Source organism: Stanieria cyanosphaera PCC 7437 (assembly GCF_000317575.1).
Classification (GTDB): Bacteria; Cyanobacteriota; Cyanobacteriia; order Cyanobacteriales; family Xenococcaceae; genus Stanieria; species Stanieria cyanosphaera.
In genome coordinates this window covers 3,745,254-3,764,952 of record NC_019748.1, presented here as the reverse complement: position 1 = coordinate 3,764,952, position 19,699 = coordinate 3,745,254, and the positions used below count along the sequence as shown (strand labels likewise).

The following is a 19,699-nucleotide window of genomic DNA, read 5'->3' as shown; positions in this document are numbered from 1 at the left end:
AGTGTTTGAACTGGATAATTTGAATTACTTTTTGAAATGAGAATTGTTCGACTGTTTTCAATTTATCAATTAGGCAAAAAAAAGTTATTGAATTTTGCGATAAATTGCACAAAGACGACTAGGTTTAAATATCTTTGCTTTAAACATAAAATTTGGTGGCACATTAATTACCAGATAATCAGCAGAATTGTAATAAGATTCAAATTCAGCAGGCATCCCTTTAGGGGTGTTAATACTGTAAGGAACTGGCTGAAATAATAATTCAGTAAATTCTACTTTAATCCTTTGAGTTTGTTGGCTAATTTGCTCTAAAAAATTTTTATTCTTTAATAATTCAAACAATGCCGTTTTCTGCTCTAAATCTAAAGTAAAACTGCTATCAAAGCTTTCAACAATTTTTAAACCCATTTTTTCTACAAATTATAGTAGTGATTAAATTGAAAATATTTGACTTGATTCAAGACATAAACAAATAACCAATAATTACGAGATTCAAGGTGATTTAAATCAGCTAATCAAAATTTATAAATAAACAATAAATAAATTATTGATTTGGCTTTTTTGACTTAAAATTTTACGCGATCGCATTAACTTAATTTATAACAAGTTTCAGACTTATGAACTACATTTAAATTAAACAGCAACCAAAAATTAAGTATTTTTTGTACCTCGTCTAAAGTAAAAACCCTGATATATAAAGTTGATTAAATCAGTGAGATAGGTTTTGTCAAAGTTGATTGCCCATTCTTAATTACAATTAACAACAAACTAAGGGGTTGATTGTACTCTTAAACTTGAAAACCGCTATAAAAATTTTACCTGAGAGAAATAAGCTTAATTTTTTCCTCCCAGGCTTGTAAAAATATTTAATATTATGGTGAAACACTAATACGCTGTGCCAGCCACAATTGAATGTTTGTCAACGTTTATTGTTGTTCTAATTTTAAAACAGCCATAAAAGCTTCTTGAGGAACATCTACTGTACCAATAGCTTTCATGCGTTTTTTACCTTTAGCTTGCTTTTGTAGTAGTTTCTTTTTCCGTGAAATGTCGCCACCGTAACACTTAGCCAAAACATCCTTTCGCAAAGCAGGAATATGTTCGCTAGCGATGATTTTAGCACCGATCGCAGCTTGAATTGGGACTTTGAATTGATGACGAGGAATTAATTCTTTTAATTTTTCTGTTAAAGCCCTACCTACATAATAAGCTTTGTCACGATGAACAATGGTAGAAAGAGCATCTACTCCATCACCATTAACCAAGATATCTAATTTAACTAAATCATTTTCCCGATAACCAAGCAAACTATATTCCATGCTGGCATAACCACGAGTACGGGATTTAAGCTGATCGAAAAAGTCGGTTACTACTTCTGCTAGAGGCAACTCATAAATTAAGCAGGTACGGCTTTGAGTAAAATATTTCATATCGGTAAAGACACCGCGCCGAGTCTGACACAAATCCATCAAAGTTCCGACAAAGTTTTCAGGTGTAACAATTTCGATCTTGATATAAGGTTCTTCAATTTTTAATCGTTTTTGTGGTGGTGGTAACAAACTGGGATTATCAATTTCAATCACTCCACCATCGATAGTTGTCACACGATAAATTACTGATGGTGCGGTGGTAATTAACTCTAGATTGTATTCTCGTTCTAATCTTTCTTGAACGATTTCCATGTGTAGTAAACCTAAGAAACCGCAGCGGAAACCAAACCCCATGGCACTGGAAGTTTCGGGTTCATAGGAAAGGGCTGCGTCATTGAGTTTTAATTTTTCTAAGGCATCCCTCAAATCTTCGTATTGATCCGAATCGGTAGGAAATAAACCACAGAAAACCATTGGTTTAGCTTCGGTGTAGCCAGGTAAAGGTTCTTTGGCTGGTTTTTGAGCTAAAGTGATCGTATCCCCAACCCGTGCATCTTCTACGGTTTTAATTGCAGCAGCAATGTATCCTACTTCCCCTGCATGAAGTTCATCTACTTGAATTTGATTAGGAGAAAGTACACCAAGTTCATCAATTTCGTATTCTTTCCCAGAAGCCATTAAGCGAACGCGATCGCCTTTTCTGACTTTACCATCCATGACTCGGAAATAAACGATGACACCGCGATAAGAATCATAATAACTGTCAAAAATCAACGCTCGTAGAGGCTGGTCTACAGTATCCCTGGGCGGTGGCACTAGATGAACAATCGATTCTAAAATTTCATCAATACCAATTCCTGCTTTAGCAGAAGCCTTAATAATATTGCTACAGTCTAAACCAATGACCTCTTCAATTTCCTGAGCGACTCGTTCTGGTTCAGCACCAGGTAAATCAATTTTATTTAAAACAGGAATAATTTCTAAATCGTTTTCTAAAGCCAAATAAACATTAGCCAAAGTTTGAGCCTCTACTCCTTGAGAAGAATCTACTACCAACAAAGCTCCTTCACAGGCAGCTAAAGAACGAGATACTTCATATGAAAAATCTACGTGACCAGGAGTATCAATTAGGTTAATTACGTATTGCTGACCATCTTTCGCCAGATAATTCATTCTAGCAGCTTGTAGCTTAATGGTAATTCCCCGTTCCCTTTCTAAATCCATATTGTCGAGGAATTGCTCTTTCATTTCTCTAGCGTTGACGGTACCAGTCTGCTGTAGCATCCGATCTGCTAGAGTGGATTTACCGTGATCGATGTGAGCAATAATAGAGAAGTTACGAATTTGAGAGACGGGAACGTCGGTCATATAAGAACGCTTAATTAGGGATAAGTAAAAATTAGTAATACTTAAACTATTTTAATGTTGAATTTATTTAATCTTCTACTATCTCCTGATTTTATCCGAATTTAATTAGTTATAGATTTAGTCATAACAGTTACAATACTTACTAGAGCAAGCAAACAAAGCCTATGAACGATAATGCCGTGCAGCACGAACGTTCTGCCGAAAGAGTCGAAATTTCCATCCAACTAGATGCAGAAACTTTAGAACAGATTAAGCATCTAACCAATGATCCTAACCGAGTTATAGAAACTGCCATTAAACAATGGCTTAGAGGTGAACGAGAAACCGATCAAGACCTTACTCGTACTTTTCGCCGTAATCCACCTTTACCACCAAGAGGTGAATGGAACGACTAAAAAACTGAACTAATTGCACCAGCAGTAGCTAGAGTAAGGATTATCACCATTATTCGCTACTGAAATTTAATTTAGATATCGCTACCTGAGATATCTATAGGTTATAGTTTCAGGGAAGAGGCTGACATTTTGATTTGAGTCGAAAATACTGCCTTGAACAAAAGGAGAAAAACATTAATAAAAGTTAACTGTTTTTTGCTTGTGACAAGTAAAACTGGCAGTTAATTCTAAAAGCGATCGCTACTCCTGTCTTGAAGTATCTTGCTGTCTTACGGCAGATTTTGCTTGAACTGTGTCAACACGACGATCAGATCTCGAACCAAGTTCGGCTTCTTGTCGTCAACTCCAACCCTGAAATTTACTTGCTAATGTTCACTGGATTTAATTCAGAACTTGTTAATAGTCAAATTGCTCCTACGCAAGCAAGCTCAATTTATTGGCAACATTTGGGAGCAGAATTGGTTTATACTCAAGACCGTTGTGGTAAGTATCTTTCTTTTTGGTGGGAAGGAGGCAAAGAGCTTGGATTAAACCAAGAGCAGGTTGTTGGTTCAGCTTTAGAAGAAATTTTTACCCCAATCGATATCCAAGCATACTATCAAAAAATTCTGCGAGTTATTCAAAGACGCATTCCAGAACAATGTTATTGTTTGTTTCAATATCAAGAGCAATTTTTTCCTTTTGAATTGGTTATTAGCCCAATTTTGCCTGCTCAAGGAGAATCGATGTCAGTATTGGTAATGGGACATCTTCTCAAAGATTTGGAAATATCTTTGCTTAACAACGGAGGCAATTTACCGCTTTATAGTTATCATAAACTTCTCAAACAGATCTCTCGCAAGATTCGTTGCAGTCTCGATCTTGATACCATTTGGCAAGAAACAGTTAATAGTCTTGGGAGCGCGCTTTCAGTTAGTCGTTGTTTAATTCTTTCTTATGGTTCTAATAAAAAAGACCTCAAAGTAGAAGCTGAATATCTTCAGACAGGGTATCGTTCTATGTTGGGATTAAGTCTCAATTGGAAAGCAGAACTTTACCTACGACAAGCTCTAAAATCTCGTCATCCTGTCGCTGTAGATTTGTTAGACAATGATCCCTATCAGCAAAAATCAGTTTTGGTAGTTTCCACTGCCTATAATAATCAAGAAAATGCTTTAATTTGTCTGCAACAATGCGATCGCTATCGTTATTGGACTGTGGCAGAAATGGAATTGTTACAAGATCTAGCCGAACAAGTGGGAACTGCGATCGCTCATGCTCAATTGTATCAAGAATTAGAACAAGCTAGTTTTAAGGCTGAAGAAGCAAACCGCCTCAAAAGCGATTTTTTAGCCAACACTTCTCACGAACTTCGTACCCCTCTTAATGGCATCATTGGTTTTCTCAAACTGTTGTTGGAAGGAATGGCAGACGATCCGGAAGAACAACAAGAATTTATTCAAGAAGCCTATAAATCTTCAATTCACCTGCTCAATTTAATTAACGACATCCTCGACATTGCCAAAATTGAAGCAGGGAAAATGGAATTAGAATTAACCGAGGTAGAGTTGGACGAATTATTTCAAGACGTTGACAACCTCATTCGTACTCAAGCAGAACAAAAACATCTCAGTCTGCAACTCAAACTTCCTGCAACTCTTACTCCTGTAACGCTCTGTGGTAATTATCAACGTTTACTTCAGGTAATGTTGAATTTGGTAGGTAATGCGATCAAATTTACCCATGAAGGCGGAATCGTTATTAGTGCCGAAATAAGCAAAAAGAAAACTTATATTCAAGAGCGAGAATTCCCTGGTTTAGTAAAAATCAGTGTTGCCGATACAGGAATTGGCGTATCTTTAGAAAAACAAGATAAATTGTTTGAAAATTTCTTTCAAGTAGATGGTTCTCGAACTAAATCCTACGGTGGTACAGGTTTAGGTTTAGCAATTTCCCAAAAATTGATCGAAGCAATGGGTGGAACAATTTCTTTTTATAGTATGGGTGAAGGTTTAGGTTCTACTGTTACTTTTACTGTGCCTTTGAGTCATTTACCAGTAATTAAAACAGTTCAATAAAGCAAAAATTATTTATCTTACTCTGTTATTTTTAACTCTTCTAAATTCCAAAATGCACCACCCAAAGCTGAATATTGAATCGGTTGAATATTATTACGTACTGCACCTAATGCTAAAGGATTAACTAGATAAATAAAAGGAAGATAGTATTCGGCTTTTTTTTGGATTTCTGCATAAATTTCTTTGCGTTTAGCTTCATCTAATTCTCTAGCACCCTTAATAAAAAGCTGACTAATTTCTGTTTCCCAATCTGCTACTTTTCTTCCTTCAATTCCTGGTTTATCTTGATTAAACATATGAAGATTTCCATCAGTAAACCAAATATTTGCTCCGTTATTAGGTTCATTTCCTCCTGTTAAACCAAGCAAAATACATTCCCATTCTAAAGAGTTATCTAAACGGTCTACTAAAACATTAAAAGCAATTGGACTAAAATCCACTTTGATGCCAATTTTTCCTAAATCTTCTTTAATTTGTGAACCCATTGCTTCGCGAATTTTATTACCAGCATTAGTATTTAAATTAAAACGAACTCGATTACCATCGGCATCTAATAATTCTTGTTGATTGTTATATTGAAATCCTGCTTCTTGAAGCAGTTGCTTGGCTTTGTCGGGATTATAAGTATAACCTTGTAAACCTTGATAATAATAAGGAGATTGTACGGAAATTGGAGATGTTTGTGGTTCTCCTAAACCTCGATAAATATTATTAACCATCCGTTGACGGTCAATGGCATAGGAAATTGCTTGACGGAATTTAACATCATTAAACCAGCGCGATTTATTAACTCCAACTAAAGGCTTACCTTCCTTAGTTCCTTTATTTAAATTAAAAGCAATAAAGTTAGTTCCGTAATCAGGTCCACCATTATAAATGGTAAAATTACCGCGATTTTCTTCTTTTTTGAGTAAAGAAAAATAGTCAGGAGAAATGCTCATTGAGTCTAAACCACCTGAACGAAATTGTAATAAAGAAGTATCGGTTGATTCGACAATTTCCCAAATAACTTTTTGAATATAAGGAAGTTGATTACCTTGTTCGTCTTTTTGCCAATAATTAGGATTTTTTTCAAACACAATTCGTTGAGAAGTGGCATAACTTTTTAATTTATAAGCACCACTGGCAACAATTTTTTCTGGAGGAGTATCAACTGACCAAGTAGAAAGAAAAACAGGGTTACCATTTTGGTCTTTTTTTTCAACAGTTTCTTTAAGAATGTGGGCTGGTAAAATTGATAAACTAGTACTACCTAAAAAAGGTGCAAAAGGTTCGGGAATAGTAAATTCTACTTGTAGATCGTTGAGTTTGCGTACCTTGGGTAAAGCACCACTTTGACCGATACGAATTACATCTCTCGCACCTGTTGGTATTGCTTCATTGAGATAAAGTTGATTGTAGCTAAACACTACATCTTCTGCTGTTAGCGGATGCCCGTCAGACCATTTTAAACCTGGTTTGAGAGTAAAAATAATACTTAATTTATCTTCAGAAATTTCCCAAGATTCAGCTAAAGCTGGTTCATTTTCCCCTGTAATTGGGTTTTCTTTGATTAAACCTTCTAAAATCATACTACCCACACTACTACTAGTAGCATCAGAAGATAAGACGGGATTGAAGGTTTTGGGATCACTGAGAATTGCTTGGACTAGTTGGGGAACTTGAGTTGCTTGGGAATTTTCAATTACCTGACTACAAGCAGTTAAACTCAGATTGGTAATTGCAATAATAACTATTAACCAAGTTTTAAAATAATTCAGTAAATGCAACATCAACTAGCCCTTCACCAAAACAATACTTTTCAATTTTAGATTCTCAAGTCTGAAATCAACATTTTCTTTTCTCTGTTAAGATTTTCCTAAATTAATCGGCAAAAAGCCGTAGCTAAGAGGACTTTCAGGACAACACCCCGATTCATCTAGATACAGTAAGGTAATTAAACCCAGTTCTGCCCATAATTTTAGTAGTTGTAAATCCTTCTTCTTCGCTTCTTTCCATTCTTGATTTTTAGCTGCTGGCGGTTTTCGTCTCAGTCTTTTCCAACGCCACTTTTTATTAGTATCCGACGAACTTGTTCTGCGCCCAGAAACACTTGTCTTTCTCTGGCTAATCTTTGGCTCAATTGTCGAGAGCTTATGCTACGGGGTTCATTCAACCATTGTTCCATTGCTTCCCAATCTTCAGTCGTCCATGATGGCTTTCTCCCTCTACCTCCAGCTTCCCATAACCATACTAATCCAGACCTATAAAGAGCGATGAATCGTTTGTCTGACCGTTGATTCTGCCCATTCTAAATAATTAGCGATCTCTTTAACTTTCCATCCTGCTGCATTCAGACGAAGTACCGTTGCTCTTTGCGAGCGTTCTTCGAGTCACAGAGTTTGATAACTCCAGTTGTTGTAATGTTGTGTTTTCTTCAGTGGTTAAAGTAATTTTTAATGCTGCTGGCATTTCTGAATCATCAAGCTAGATTTCTTCCGTTTTTATTTTACGTTTTTTTAGGTGGAGCTACTTAGTAATACCTGTCAGGGTAAGTTGAGTCAATGAACCAAGAATCCCCTTGCCGTGATAGCAGGGGAGTGTCAAGATCTAGAAGCAAGTTGAAACTGCTAATTCATCACAGCCATTTCGGTTTGATGACCATTACTGCTTGTTTTTCCATTGCTTGTGGTGGAAATTTCTCCATAGTAAGCATCGGTTAAAAGTCGCTTCAGGTCATTAATCAAAGGATAGCGAGGATTTGTTCCTGTACATTGATCGTCAAAAGCGTGGTCAGCTACTTCATCCAGCTTAACCAAAAATTCTGCCTCATTAAGGTTAATTGCATCTTTCATGGCTAGAGGAATATTCAACTGACGTTTCAAGTTTTCTACTGCTTGAATTAGTAATTCGGTTTTTTCTTCTTCTGTATTACCGCCAAGACCTAAATAATCAGCAATCCGAGAATAACGCCATTTAGCATTAGGATACTTATACTGAGAAAAAGTTGCCTGTTTAAAAGGTGCGTCGGTAGCGTTATAACGAATGACATGGGAAATCATTAGCGCATTAGCTAAACCGTGAGGGATATGGAAAGTTCCTCCCAACTGATGTGCCATCGAATGACAAATTCCTAAAAATCCGTTGGCGAATGCCATTCCTGCTATGGTGGCTGCATAATGAACTTTTTCCCTAGCTTTAGGGTCTTTTGCCCCATTTTGATAAGCACTGGGTAAATATTTAAACAGTAAACGAATTGCTTCTAGTGCTAGTCCGTTGGTATATTCGGAAGCTAAAACCGAAACATAAGCTTCTAAAGCATGAGTTAAAGCATCAATACCACCATAAGCAGTGAGACTCTTAGGCATATGCAACACCAATTCAGGGTCAACAATTGCCATATTGGGAGTAAGGGCATAATCAGCCAAAGGATATTTAATCTTATTACGGCGATCGCTTACTACGGCAAAAGGAGTTACTTCTGAACCCGTACCAGAGGTGGTGGGAATAGCCACTAAGATAGCTTTTTTCCCTAAAGGCGGTAAATCGTAGACTCGCTTGCGGATATCCATAAACCGCATTGCTAACCCTTCAAATTCAATTTCGGGATGTTCATACATTAACCACATGATTTTGGCAGCATCCATGGGCGAACCACCACCAATAGCAATAATGACATCAGGATTGAAGCTATTCATCAGTGCCAAACCCGCCATCACTGTATCGAGGGAAGGATCTGGTTCAACATCATAAAAGATTTCGTATTTCAACCCAATTTCATCGAGGACATTTTCTAAGGAATTAGTCATTCCTAGATTGTAGATGGGTTGATCCGTGACAATAAAGGCTCGTTGTTTTCCTGCCAATTCTCGAATAGCTACAGGTAATGCACCATATTTGAAGTAAATTTTGGGTGGTACGCGAAACCAGAGCATATTTTCTCTTCTTTCTGCCACTGTCTTGATATTTAACAAATGTTTTGGTTCAACATTTTCACTAGTGGAATTACCTCCCCAAGTGCCACAACCCAACGTCAAGGAAGGATCGAGGCGAAAGTTATATAGGTCGCCAATTGCGCCTTGAGAAGAAGGAGTATTAATTAAAACACGAGAAGCTTGTACTTGATCTTCAAATTGTTTAATATGTTCTGATTCAAAAATCGAAGTATAAAGGGCTGCTGTATGCCCACGACCACCTAATTCTACTAATTGTTGGGCTTTGTCTACTGCTTGGTTAAAGTCTTTAGCACGATACATTGCTAAAATCGGAGCAAGTTTTTCCTGCGAGAAAGGTTCATTGAAGCCAATTTCTTCTACTTCAGCCAAAATTACTCTAGTTCCCTCAGGAATTGTGAAGCCTGCGAGTTGAGCTATTTTCGAGACTGGTTGACCAACAATATGACTATTTAACCGCCCGTTAACGATAATTATCTGCGCTAATTTGTCTTTTTCTTGTGGAGTGACAAAATAACCACCACGGGTAATAAATTCCGTTTTGACTTGTTCGTAAACATCATCTACAACGACTACCGATTGTTCGCTGGCGCAAATCATGCCGTTATCGAAGGTTTTACTGAGAATAATTGAAGAAACTGCCATTTTAATATGGGCAGAAGAATCAATTAAAGCTGGAGTATTACCTGCACCTACTCCCAAAGAAGGATGACCAGAAGAGTATGCAGCTTTGACCATTCCTGGTCCACCTGTTGCTAAAATTAACTTAATTTCTGAATGCTGCATCAAAGCTTGGGAGAGAGGTACGGTTGGTTCATCAATCCAACCAATAATATTCTCTGGTGCGCCTGCTGCGACTGCTGCTTCGAGGACAACTTTAGCTGCTTCAATGGTGCATTGTTTGGCACGAGGATGAGGAGAAAAAATAATAGCATTACGAGTTTTAAGGGCAATCAAAGCTTTAAAAATCGTAGTAGAGGTAGGATTGGTAGTGGGGACAATTCCTGCTATAATCCCTACTGGTTCAGCAATTTTTTGAAAACCAAAAGACTTGTCTTCTTCGATAACACCACAAGTTTTGGCGTTTTTGTATTTGTTATAGATAATTTCTGAAGCAAAATGGTTTTTAATCACCTTGTCTTCGACAATTCCCATTTCTGTTTCTGCAACCGCCATTTTTGCCAACGGAATGCGGGCAGAGTTAGCAGCTAGAGCAGCTTTTTTGAAAATATGATCGACTTGTTCTTGAGTATAGGTAAGATATTGTTGTTGAGCTTGTTTGACTTTTTGAATTAGGGTTTCGAGTTGTTCGAGATTGGTAACTTGCATTGCTTTTTCAGTGTTGAAACTGGGAATGAACAACAACTTTTTGAGTTCTTTTTTTATTTCTAGCAACAATCATAATTTTTATTAAAAAATCTTTATTAAATTTTAGCTTTTTTGTTTTTGTTTGCTGAAAGTTATTGTTTCTTTTTATCAAGAATATTTAATTTTAATTAAAATTAAATTCAGTTAAACTTATAGTTATTGTTAAAAAATTTAAAACTATATTGACGAGCTATAGTATCAAAAAAGTTTTGTACTTAAAACAAGTTTGAGTCTTAGTAATATAATAATTATCAACTAGGGAATTAAGATAATTCAATAAATTTATTATAGAGAAAAAATGCTTCAGGCGCGATCGCGGTAGTTATTTTGTTTATTAATCATTTAAAGGAGCAACTACGATGACAACTGAATTAATTTTGATTCGCTATCCTAGATATATTATCTAGTAATAAATCACAAGTATGGATAATTTACCTAATTTTAATCAATCTGGTTATCAAGTTGTTGAAGAGTTAGGAAGAAATCGTGAAGGAGGCAGAATTACGTGGAAAGGAATCGATTTAGTTAGCCAAGAAACAGTAGTAATAAAACAGTTTTGTTTTGCTACATTTGGTTCAAGTTGGTCTGGGTATAAAGCTTACGAACAAGAAATAAATTTATTAGAAAACTTAAATCATGTTGGTATTCCTCGTTATTTAGGAGATTTTGAAACAGAAAATGGTTTTTGTTTAGTTCAAGAGTATAAAAATGCTCAACCTTTAAGTGTTCAAAAGAATCTCAGTTTAGAAAAAATTAAAATTATTACTATTAAAATTTTAGAAATATTAGTTTATCTTCAGCAGCAAACTCCTCCTATTTTTCACCGCGATCTTAAACCAGAAAATATTTTAGTAGATGAAGAATTAAACGTATATTTAATTGATTTTGGTTTTGCTAAAGTTGGTAGTGAAGCAGCTTCTACCAGTAGTGTTTTTAAAGGCACACCTGGCTTTATTCCTCCTGAACAAATTATCAAACCAACTACAGCTACAGATTTGTATAGTTTAGGAGTAACTTTGATTTGTTTATTAACTCAAAAATCGAGTTTTGAAATTCAATCATTAGCAACCGCCGATAATCCTTATCAATTAGAATTTAAATCTTTATTACCACCGTTGAATCAAAAATTTATTAATTGGCTAGAAAAAATGGTTCAACCTCAAAGCAGTAAAAGATTTCCTAATGCAGCTTCAGCTTTAGCAGCTTTACAACCTTTAGATTTAAACTATATCCTTCAAGAAAATTTAGTAAAAACAACTATCAATCGTGTTATTCAATTAAAAAAACCTCTGCAACTAGGATTAGTAACTCTAACAGCAACCTCAGCACTAGCCGTAATTGGAATCAGGTTAACAGTAAATCAAATCGAACTAAGTATTTCTAATATCGCGATCGCATTATTGAGCGGAATTGTAATTATTATTACTCAAATTGCTGCGGTAATTATTAGCAAGAATGAACCTGAAATTAAAAATAAAACAACTTTTTTTGCCATAATGATCCCTACTGTTTTAGTGATTATTGCTAGTTTAATCATGGGAACAAAAGAAATTTTGGCAATAACCGCAGCAACTACAATAGCTGAAATAATAATTTTAGTTTATTTTCTTAATCAACAACTTGAAATAAATAAATTTAGTTTAATTGCAACTATTTTTTTAGGTATTTTATTCGGAATCGGATTAAACTTGATTTGATAAAACAAAGTCTTGATAATTTTTTGCTGACTTAGCTATAATTACAGCTACTCAAAAAAAAATGTGATAATCTCCCTGATATACATACAATAATCTTTAGTAACAAACTTCCTCAAAAAGCGTTGGTGGAGGAAAAAACATTGGATGAACTAAGGGCTGTATTAGAATTAGCTACCGAAGAAGAATTGCAACAAATTACGCAAATCTTGTTTTGTCGTCGCTTTAATCCCCTCGATTACTGGCAAACTCCTGAACCTCTGGAAATTCAGAGTCAAGAACTTAATACCTGGTTAGATTCTCTAGAACAAAGATTTCGCTACTTAGCAGCCGATGGCATGACTGTTTTGCGCGGTAAAACTCAGGAAATATCCTACCGCAAAATTTTAATTCAAGTCTGTCATTACCTCAAAATTCCCTACTCTCAGCAAATGGCTACGACAGATATAGAAGCTGAAATTTTTTTACATTTGGTAGAAAAAACTTGGAAAAGATTGCCTTCTCAAGAAAAACGTTCTTTACAAGGTAAAGTTCAACAATTTCTGCTTCAATCTAATCCACCTGAACCGATACCAGTTCAAATTCAACACGATCCTTTAACAATCTTTCTTAAAGGTAGTAGTATTGTAGCCGTCAGTTCGATCTTGAAAACCTGGTTACTCAAACAAATTGCCCGTCAATTTGCCCTTCATTTTGCTAGTTACCAAGCTGCCAAAACCGCTTTAATTAGGGGAGGTGCAGCAGCAGCAGCAAGCTTAGAAGGTCAATTAGTCTTACAAACTGCCAAAAAAGGAATGACAGCTACCGCAGCCAGATATGGCGCAGTAAGAACTGTTTTTAGCTTAATCGGTCCAATGATGTGGGGTTGGTTAATTGCCGATCTCGGTTGGAAAGCGATCGCAACTAATTACAGTCGGATCATTCCTATTATTTTTACTTTGGCACAAATTCGTTTGACCAGGGGAGAATATTGGGCAGCAGCTTATTAACAGTTACCAGTACAGACGTTCCATGGAACGTCTGTACACCAGTTATCAGTGACCAGTGACTTTCTCAGGATAATCTGCTTGTAAAGTTATCATTGTTCAAGGAGAATAACAGATATCTGTTTTAATTTCTAGGTCTAAGTTTTTATTTCCTGAAACTTGGCAAATATTTCAGTTTAGTGTGTTGATATTGCCGATTATTCCTGCTTTAGCAGCATTGGGATTATTAATTGTTTTAATTCGGGTTTGGCGCAAAAATTTTACTCAGATTATTCAAAATCGTCTCAACTGGGGTTGGGTAATTGTTAGTATCGGCTTATTAATTAATCCTTTAATGGCAGAACATTCCCAAGAAGCTTGGTTAGGATTAGCTAATTTTCTGCCTTTTTTGGGTTTATTTACGGCTATTACTTGTTTAATTAAAGATTATCATCAGTTACAGCGTCTAGCTTGGCTATTAATTCTTCCTTCTTTGCCGATTGTGCTTCTTGGTAGCGGTCAATTATTCGGCAATTGGTCACTTCCTAATTTAATCGGCTGGGAATTAATACCTCAAGGAGTTCCTTCAGGCAGAATGTCTTCTGTTTTTAGTTATGCTAATTTTTTAGCCGTTTATCTTCTGATGACATTGATTTTCAGCCTGGGACTATGGCTAGAAACTTATCAAGTTTGGCGAATTAAACTTAATCCAAAAAACGTTTGGATATTATTAAGCGTTACTTTAATTTTATTAAGCAATATTACAGGTTTAATTTTTACTAGTTCTCGTAATGCCTGGGGTATTGCTTGCTTGGCTGGTTTGGCTTTTGCTTTTTATCTGGGTTGGCGTTGGTTAGTTTGGGGTATAGCTGGTTTTGCTGCTGTGATTGGTTGGGCTTCCTTGGGGGCTAATTTTGGTGGTCAATGGTTACGAACAATTGTTCCTACGTTTATTTGGGCAAGATTATCAGATCAAATGTACCCAGACCGACCGATAGAAACTTTACGCATTACTCAATGGCGATTTTGTTGGGAACTAATTCAGCAACGTCCTCTCACTGGTTGGGGAATTAGAAATTTTACTTCTTTATATCAAGCCAAAATGAATGTTTGGTTTGGACATCCCCATAGTTTTTTGGTGATGATGTTAGCAGAAACAGGAATTATTTTGACCTTGTTATTTTTGGGTTTAGTAGGATGGGTCATGTTTCAGGCAACTTTATTGCTTAAAAAATCTGAAGAAATAACACAATCAGAGCGTTTAATTTTATTTACTTATATTCTTGCTTTTGCTAGTTGTATTAGCTTCAATTTAGTAGATGTAACAATTTTTGATTTAAGAATGAATATAATGGGTTGGATTGTATTTGCAGCAATTAATGGAATAGTTTTACAACAAAGAGCAATTGATTTAAAAACAAGTAATAAATCTAATTAATGAGTAATTTTATCTTGATAGTAAGGTTTTTTAAGATTAGGAAATTTTGCATTTAATCAAAAATTGTATTTTGTATACATACAATAATTTATTAGTTTTTTGAGAAAAAATAAGAAGCAATGTTTGCTATATAAATTAAGTATAGTGACAAGCAGCAAATGCTATTTTTTCCATGACTATTAATCTAAATCGGATTGATTTGATCAAAGACTACGACGAAGCGATCGCAGCACTTGAAGATTATGTCAGTGAATTAGTTGAAGAATTAGTTCAATCTCCAGAGGGTGAGGCTTATCTCAAAGCACATCCAGAAATGGAAGAATACGTCGGTAGTTGGATCGATCATCTGCTTTATTTTGGTTATGCGTACGAAGCTGTTACTCTTCCCAGGATGACTAAAAACAGCGTTGAGACAATTATTACTAAGCTATTTCCAAACAAAGTTTCTTTACTCGAACCAGATCAAGCAGATAGTACTATCCCTGAATTAACTGCTTTTTGGCAATTTCTTCAGCGAGCTTATCAACATCCCCACGCAGCTTCAATTCTCAAATTTCTCAAACAAATTCAGCCTCGATTTAAAGCGATTATGAACGATCCCAACAATTTTGGGATGGCAAAGTCGTTTTTTATGGCAGGAACGGCAGCAGGTTTTGATTTGACAACCGAAGCAGGATTAAAAGAATTTCAAGAACAATATAATCAAAAAATTCAGCAATCGAACTCAAACTCTTCTGTTCCTTCTGGTTTGGAACTGTTATTGAGGAATTTACCACAGTCCAATACACCCCAGATTATCTCTGTTAAAGAAGAATTAATCAATCTGTTAGGAACTCTCGCCGATGAAGATGAGGAGGATTCGGCAACTTTAGCAGAAGAATCTGTTGATGATTACATGAACCAATTTCAGGCTAGTATTTGGCAATCTATAGCAGAAGAATTGCCTCCTTTATCTGAAAATGCGATCGCTTTACTGAAACAACAGGAAATTACAGTTACTGAACCAGGTACGATTCTGCAAGACTTTCAAACTTTGTTAGATTTTGTCGGAGAGAAGGGAATTAGTGTTAGTGGCAAGCAACACGTTTTGCCGATGAAGTCTCTAGCAGAATTAAATCAACGCCTGAGTCAACCAATTCAAACAGATCTCAAGCGTCCTCAACAAAAATCCTATCCACCTATCAACGGACTTTATTTACTCCTCAGAGCTTCGGGATTAGGAAAAGTTGTTAAACAAGGTAAAAAATCTTTTTTGCTTCTTAATCAAGAGTTGCTTGCTAATTGGAATAGTTTAAACGAAACAGAACGTTATTTTAATCTTTTAGAAGCTTGGTTGATTCGAGCGCATGAAGAAATGTTAGGAGAAAGAAGAAGTCCCTTAAACGAAGGAACTAAATGTATTCAATATTGGGCGAGAATTCCACCAAAAGGGGAAAAATTCAGCAGTTATTCAGAACAACAATCTTTAAATTATTGGCCAGAATTCCACAATTTGGCACTGATGCAGTTGTTTGGATTGATTGAGATCGAATCTGGTAAACCTGAAGTAGGCAAAGGTTGGCGAGTCAAAAAGATTAAGAAGTTACCTTTTGGTGAAGCATTGATGCAGGTAATTGTCCGTGCCTTTGTCGAACAGGGGATGCACTGGGAATCTGAGGATAATCCTTTCATTTCTTTTGGAGAATTTCAACCCGCATTAAAATCTTATTTTCCTCAATGGCAAAATAATTTAACTATTCCAAAGCTTGAATTTCGCTCAGGAGTATATATTTTTAAAGTTTACTTAGACAAAATCTGGCGACGAATTGCTATTTCTAGTCAAATGACTCTAGCAGAATTGAGTAGCTTGATTCTAGAATCAGTTGATTTTGACTCGGATCATTTAGATATGTTTCGGTATAAAAATCAAATTGGTCGTACCCTTGAAGCTTATCATCCCTATGCAAACGACTCTCCTACCACCAATCAAATTCGGATTGGAGATATTCCTTTAGAAGAAGGAGGTTCAATGACCTACATTTTTGACTTTGGAGATTGGTGGGAATTTGAAGTGCAGTTAGAGAAAATTGAAGCTCATGATTCCCAACCTGACTATGAAGCAATTATTGATGGTTATGGGGAAGCTCCGCCCCAATATCCTGATTTTGATGAGGATTAGGAATAAAAATACCCAAAAAGTACCCAAATATGATCTTTTAAATAAAAATTAATTATTCTTCATAAGTGATTGGTGAGTTTGTGAAGACAATAAAGATAGAGAACTGTAGAGGTTTTTGATCATGTCTATTTTTCCTTTACCTCATGAATTAACGTATTTATACGTCAAAATTGCCGTTCTCCTCATTGCGATCGCTCTTTGGTTTGCAGTTACTGCTGCTCCAGTTAAATAATTTATTTTAATGAATCATTGATATTGATAAAACTCGATATTTAGCAAATTCCATTGAAAAAGTAGCCATGCCTTGAGAAAGCGATCGCAATTCAGTAGCGTATCCAAACATCTCTGCTAAGGGAACTTCGGCTTGAATGACTACATAATTGTCCCGATGTTCTGAACCTAATAGTAAGGCACGACGAGATAGTAATTTACTTTGGATTCTGCCGACAAATTCGTTAGGAGTTTCTACTTCCAATAACATCATTGGTTCGAGCAAAGTTGGTTCAGCTTGAGCAAATCCTTCCTCAAAACCCATTCTCGCAGCAAAACGAAACGCCAATTCGGAAGAATCGACTGGATGAAAAGAACCACCATTGAGGATAACCTTAACTCCGATAATCGGATAACCCTTTAACCAACCAGTTTTTAACGCATCACGAAAACCTTGTTCGCAAGCAGCAATAAATTGAGAGGGAATTGCACCACTAACCACTCGATTTTCAAAGATAAATTGTTCTGGACAAGGTTCTATATGTCCAATTACTTGAGCGTATTGTCCCGAACCTCCTGTTTGTTTAGCCAGAGTATAATCAAAGTTGGCTGGTTTAGTAATGGTTTCTCGATAAGCAACCGCAGGCGCACTCACATAAACTTCCGCATGATATTCCCGCTTCATTCTTTCTAGATAAATATCCAGATGAAGTTCTCCCATGCCTGAAATCAGAGTTTGAGAAGATTCGGGATCGCTACTAATCTTTAAAGTCGGATCTTCTCTGGTAAAACGATGTAAAGCTTTATTGACTCTTTCAATGTCTGCTTGACTTTTGGGAGTAATTGCCAACGTCATCACGGGTTCAGGAACAAAAATTTCTTCTAAAGATAAATTCGTACCAAAAGAACAAAGAGTATCTCCAGAAGCACAATCAATCCCAATTAAACCAACAATTTCTCCTACTGTAGCTGAGTCTAATTCTTGATAGCGGTCTACTTCAATGCGGACTAAACGACGGGCGCGGACACCTTTTTGAGTACGAGAATTAAACAAGCGATCGCCTTTGGTTAAAGTTCCTGCATAGATCCGAATATAAGTAAGTTGTCCAAATTCATGATCGATCAGTTTAAACGCTAATGCTACCACAGGGGCATCTGCTTGAGGAGTAATGGATACTTTCTGTTTAGTTTCAACATCAATTGCTTGGACTACTTCTCTTTCAATCGGGGAAGGTAAATAGAGATTAACCGCATCGAGTAAGTTTTGGATTCCTTTATTTTTGAGGGCAGAACCCAATAAAACTGGCGTAAATTCTTGATTTAAAGTTCCCTGACGAATTGTCTCCCAAATCAATGATGATGGTATTTCCTCACCTGCAAGTAATTTTGCCATCATTTCTTCTGAAAGGATCGAAATGCTATCGAGTAATTTTTCCCTCGCTGTTTGCGTTTCTGCTTCTAATTGTTCAGGAATTGGTTTAATAACAACTTCTTCTCCGTGTTGTCCTTCATAATAATAAGCTTTCATCTCAATCAGATCGATTACCCCTGCAAATTGGTCTTCTAAACCAATGGGATACTGCAAAAGTAAGGGATGTAATTCTAACTTTTCCTTAAGTGCCGTTACAACACGAAAAGGATTAGCCCCTAAACGATCCAACTTATTAATAAAAGCAATTCTGGGAACACGATAACGCCTCATTTGTCTATCTACCGTGATCGACTGAGACTGAACACCCGCTACACCACACAGTACCATAATCGCCCCATCTAAAACCCTCAGCGATCGCTCTACTTCGATAGTAAAATCAACATGACCAGGAGTATCAATCAGATTAATTTGATGATCTTGCCAAAAACAAGTTGTAGCTGCGGAAGTGATGGTAATTCCTTTCTCTCGTTCTAATTCCATGTAATCCATCGTTGCGCCATCTTCATCATCTTTCACCTCATGGATTTGATGAATTTTGCCAGTGTAAAACAGAATTCGTTCTGAAATAGTAGTTTTACCTGCATCGATGTGCGCCGAAATACCAATGTTGCGAACGTTGTGGCGAGCAATCACGATTCAAATCTCCTGATTGTTGCGAAATGAGTAAAATAATTTTTTAGCGATCGCGCTCAACTTTTAACAACGACCTCATCTCAGAATTATTTACTGATTAGATCTTAAAAAAAGATTGGTCAACAACAGGCTATTACTTACAAAATATTTATATAGTGTTTCTCAATTAAATGAGATACAGCCAATATCCTGGTATGAATGTTAATGGTTGACTGATGTAGAGACGTAAGATGTTATGTTTTTACTGGTAATCGCTCTAAGATTTATTTTAAATCTGCTGTAGATTTCAGAAAAGCGTTAGAAAGTGTATTGCAAAAAATAACCTATCTCAAACAACTATTAAGGATTGCCAACTATCCCGAAAAACTTAATCGCACCACCTAAAATCACCAAGATCAGTCCTACTAATACACCGCGATTGGTAAACTCTTGATTTCCTACTCGCTTGTCTAATTGGTCTACTTTGAGATCTAATGCTTTAATTTCTCTTTTAATCTCGGCTTGACCTACTTTTAACTCCGTAACGTCTTCACTTAATTTATCTAGCTTGCGATCAATTTGTTTTAAAAGATCTGATATGTCAGTTTGAATAACTGGATTGGTCATTTGATCTACTCATAGTTAAAATTATTTTAACTTGGGGAAACTTCATGATTGGTAATAGATCAGCTTCCTTTTT

Annotated in this window: 13 protein-coding genes and 1 pseudogene; 6 read left to right on the top strand and 8 right to left on the bottom strand. The window is 36.1% G+C overall.

Annotated features, from left to right (window positions below; genetic code table 11):
* Window positions 1-84 precede the first annotated feature (84 nt).
* Both STA7437_RS16320 and lepA read right to left on the bottom strand, forming a co-directional pair.
* Window positions 85-408 carry a hypothetical protein gene (locus STA7437_RS16320; protein ID WP_015194493.1) on the bottom strand — a complete coding sequence of 108 codons (324 nt, stop codon included), beginning with the start codon at window positions 406-408 and terminating at the stop codon, window positions 85-87.
* Window positions 409-926: 518 nt separating this feature from the next.
* Window positions 927-2,738: a translation elongation factor 4 gene (lepA, locus tag STA7437_RS16315; protein ID WP_015194492.1), complete on the bottom strand. Its 1,812-nt coding sequence runs from the start codon at window positions 2,736-2,738 to the stop codon at window positions 927-929.
* A gap of 164 nt (window positions 2,739-2,902) precedes the next feature.
* Between lepA and STA7437_RS16310 the strand changes: the two genes are divergently transcribed.
* Window positions 2,903-3,133, top strand: a complete 231-nt coding sequence (locus STA7437_RS16310; protein WP_015194491.1) for a hypothetical protein — start codon at window positions 2,903-2,905, stop codon at window positions 3,131-3,133.
* Between the two features lie 368 nt (window positions 3,134-3,501).
* Complete coding sequence (locus STA7437_RS16305; protein ID WP_015194490.1) at window positions 3,502-5,190, top strand: ATP-binding protein; 1,689 nt, start codon at window positions 3,502-3,504, stop codon at window positions 5,188-5,190.
* 17 nt (window positions 5,191-5,207) lie between these two features.
* Here the strand turns inward: STA7437_RS16305 and STA7437_RS16300 are convergent, their stop codons facing one another.
* The 4 genes and pseudogenes from STA7437_RS16300 to adhE form a co-directional block, all read right to left on the bottom strand.
* On the bottom strand, window positions 5,208-6,962 hold the full coding sequence (locus STA7437_RS16300) for an ABC transporter substrate-binding protein (RefSeq protein WP_015194489.1): 1,755 nt from the start codon (window positions 6,960-6,962) through the stop codon (window positions 5,208-5,210).
* 257 nt (window positions 6,963-7,219) lie between these two features.
* Window positions 7,220-7,357, bottom strand: a complete 138-nt coding sequence (locus tag STA7437_RS26625) for a hypothetical protein (RefSeq protein ID WP_171815459.1) — start codon at window positions 7,355-7,357, stop codon at window positions 7,220-7,222.
* Window positions 7,358-7,433: 76 nt separating this feature from the next.
* Window positions 7,434-7,541: pseudogene (locus STA7437_RS27710) on the bottom strand (helix-turn-helix domain-containing protein); the annotation flags it as partial.
* A 258-nt stretch (window positions 7,542-7,799) separates the two neighbouring features.
* Entirely contained in the window at window positions 7,800-10,451 is a 2,652-nt protein-coding gene (gene adhE / locus STA7437_RS16295) for a bifunctional acetaldehyde-CoA/alcohol dehydrogenase (protein ID WP_015194488.1), read from the bottom strand.
* A gap of 461 nt (window positions 10,452-10,912) precedes the next feature.
* Here adhE and STA7437_RS16290 point away from each other — a divergent pair, with 461 nt between their 5' ends.
* From STA7437_RS16290 to STA7437_RS16275, 4 genes are all read left to right on the top strand, one after another.
* Complete coding sequence (locus tag STA7437_RS16290; RefSeq protein ID WP_015194487.1) at window positions 10,913-12,187, top strand: serine/threonine protein kinase; 1,275 nt, start codon at window positions 10,913-10,915, stop codon at window positions 12,185-12,187.
* Between the two features lie 140 nt (window positions 12,188-12,327).
* A complete protein-coding gene (locus STA7437_RS16285) occupies window positions 12,328-13,173 on the top strand; it encodes a YaaW family protein (protein ID WP_015194486.1) in 846 nt (281 codons plus the stop codon).
* 178 nt (window positions 13,174-13,351) lie between these two features.
* The gene (locus tag STA7437_RS16280) at window positions 13,352-14,587 is read left to right on the top strand and encodes an O-antigen ligase family protein (RefSeq protein ID WP_015194485.1); all 1,236 of its coding nucleotides are present in this window, start codon (window positions 13,352-13,354) and stop codon (window positions 14,585-14,587) included.
* 172 nt (window positions 14,588-14,759) lie between these two features.
* Window positions 14,760-16,745, top strand: coding sequence for a plasmid pRiA4b ORF-3 family protein (locus tag STA7437_RS16275; protein WP_015194484.1), 1,986 nt, complete (start codon window positions 14,760-14,762; stop codon window positions 16,743-16,745).
* Between the two features lie 238 nt (window positions 16,746-16,983).
* On the opposite strand, the gene fusA is transcribed toward STA7437_RS16275, so the two are convergent.
* Window positions 16,984-19,020 carry an elongation factor G gene (gene fusA, locus STA7437_RS16270; protein ID WP_015194482.1) on the bottom strand — a complete coding sequence of 679 codons (2,037 nt, stop codon included), beginning with the start codon at window positions 19,018-19,020 and terminating at the stop codon, window positions 16,984-16,986.
* A 339-nt stretch (window positions 19,021-19,359) separates the two neighbouring features.
* A complete protein-coding gene (locus STA7437_RS16265) occupies window positions 19,360-19,626 on the bottom strand; it encodes a hypothetical protein (RefSeq protein WP_015194481.1) in 267 nt (88 codons plus the stop codon).
* Window positions 19,627-19,699 lie beyond the last annotated feature (73 nt).

Bases quoted from the DNA above. Each gene is read 5' to 3' on its own strand.
- adhE (WP_015194488.1), bottom strand. From the start codon at position 10,451: ATGCAAGTTACCAATCTCGAACAACTCGAAACCCTAATTCAAAAAGTC.
- STA7437_RS16300 (WP_015194489.1), bottom strand. From the start codon at position 6,962: ATGTTGCATTTACTGAATTATTTTAAAACTTGGTTAATAGTTATTATT.
- STA7437_RS16310 (WP_015194491.1), top strand. From the start codon at position 2,903: ATGAACGATAATGCCGTGCAGCACGAACGTTCTGCCGAAAGAGTCGAA.
- STA7437_RS16275 (WP_015194484.1), top strand. From the start codon at position 14,760: ATGACTATTAATCTAAATCGGATTGATTTGATCAAAGACTACGACGAA.
- STA7437_RS26625 (WP_171815459.1), bottom strand. From the start codon at position 7,357: ATGGAACAATGGTTGAATGAACCCCGTAGCATAAGCTCTCGACAATTG.
- STA7437_RS16305 (WP_015194490.1), top strand. From the start codon at position 3,502: ATGTTCACTGGATTTAATTCAGAACTTGTTAATAGTCAAATTGCTCCT.
- lepA (WP_015194492.1), bottom strand. From the start codon at position 2,738: ATGACCGACGTTCCCGTCTCTCAAATTCGTAACTTCTCTATTATTGCT.
- STA7437_RS16320 (WP_015194493.1), bottom strand. From the start codon at position 408: ATGGGTTTAAAAATTGTTGAAAGCTTTGATAGCAGTTTTACTTTAGAT.
- STA7437_RS16265 (WP_015194481.1), bottom strand. From the start codon at position 19,626: ATGACCAATCCAGTTATTCAAACTGACATATCAGATCTTTTAAAACAA.
- STA7437_RS16290 (WP_015194487.1), top strand. From the start codon at position 10,913: ATGGATAATTTACCTAATTTTAATCAATCTGGTTATCAAGTTGTTGAA.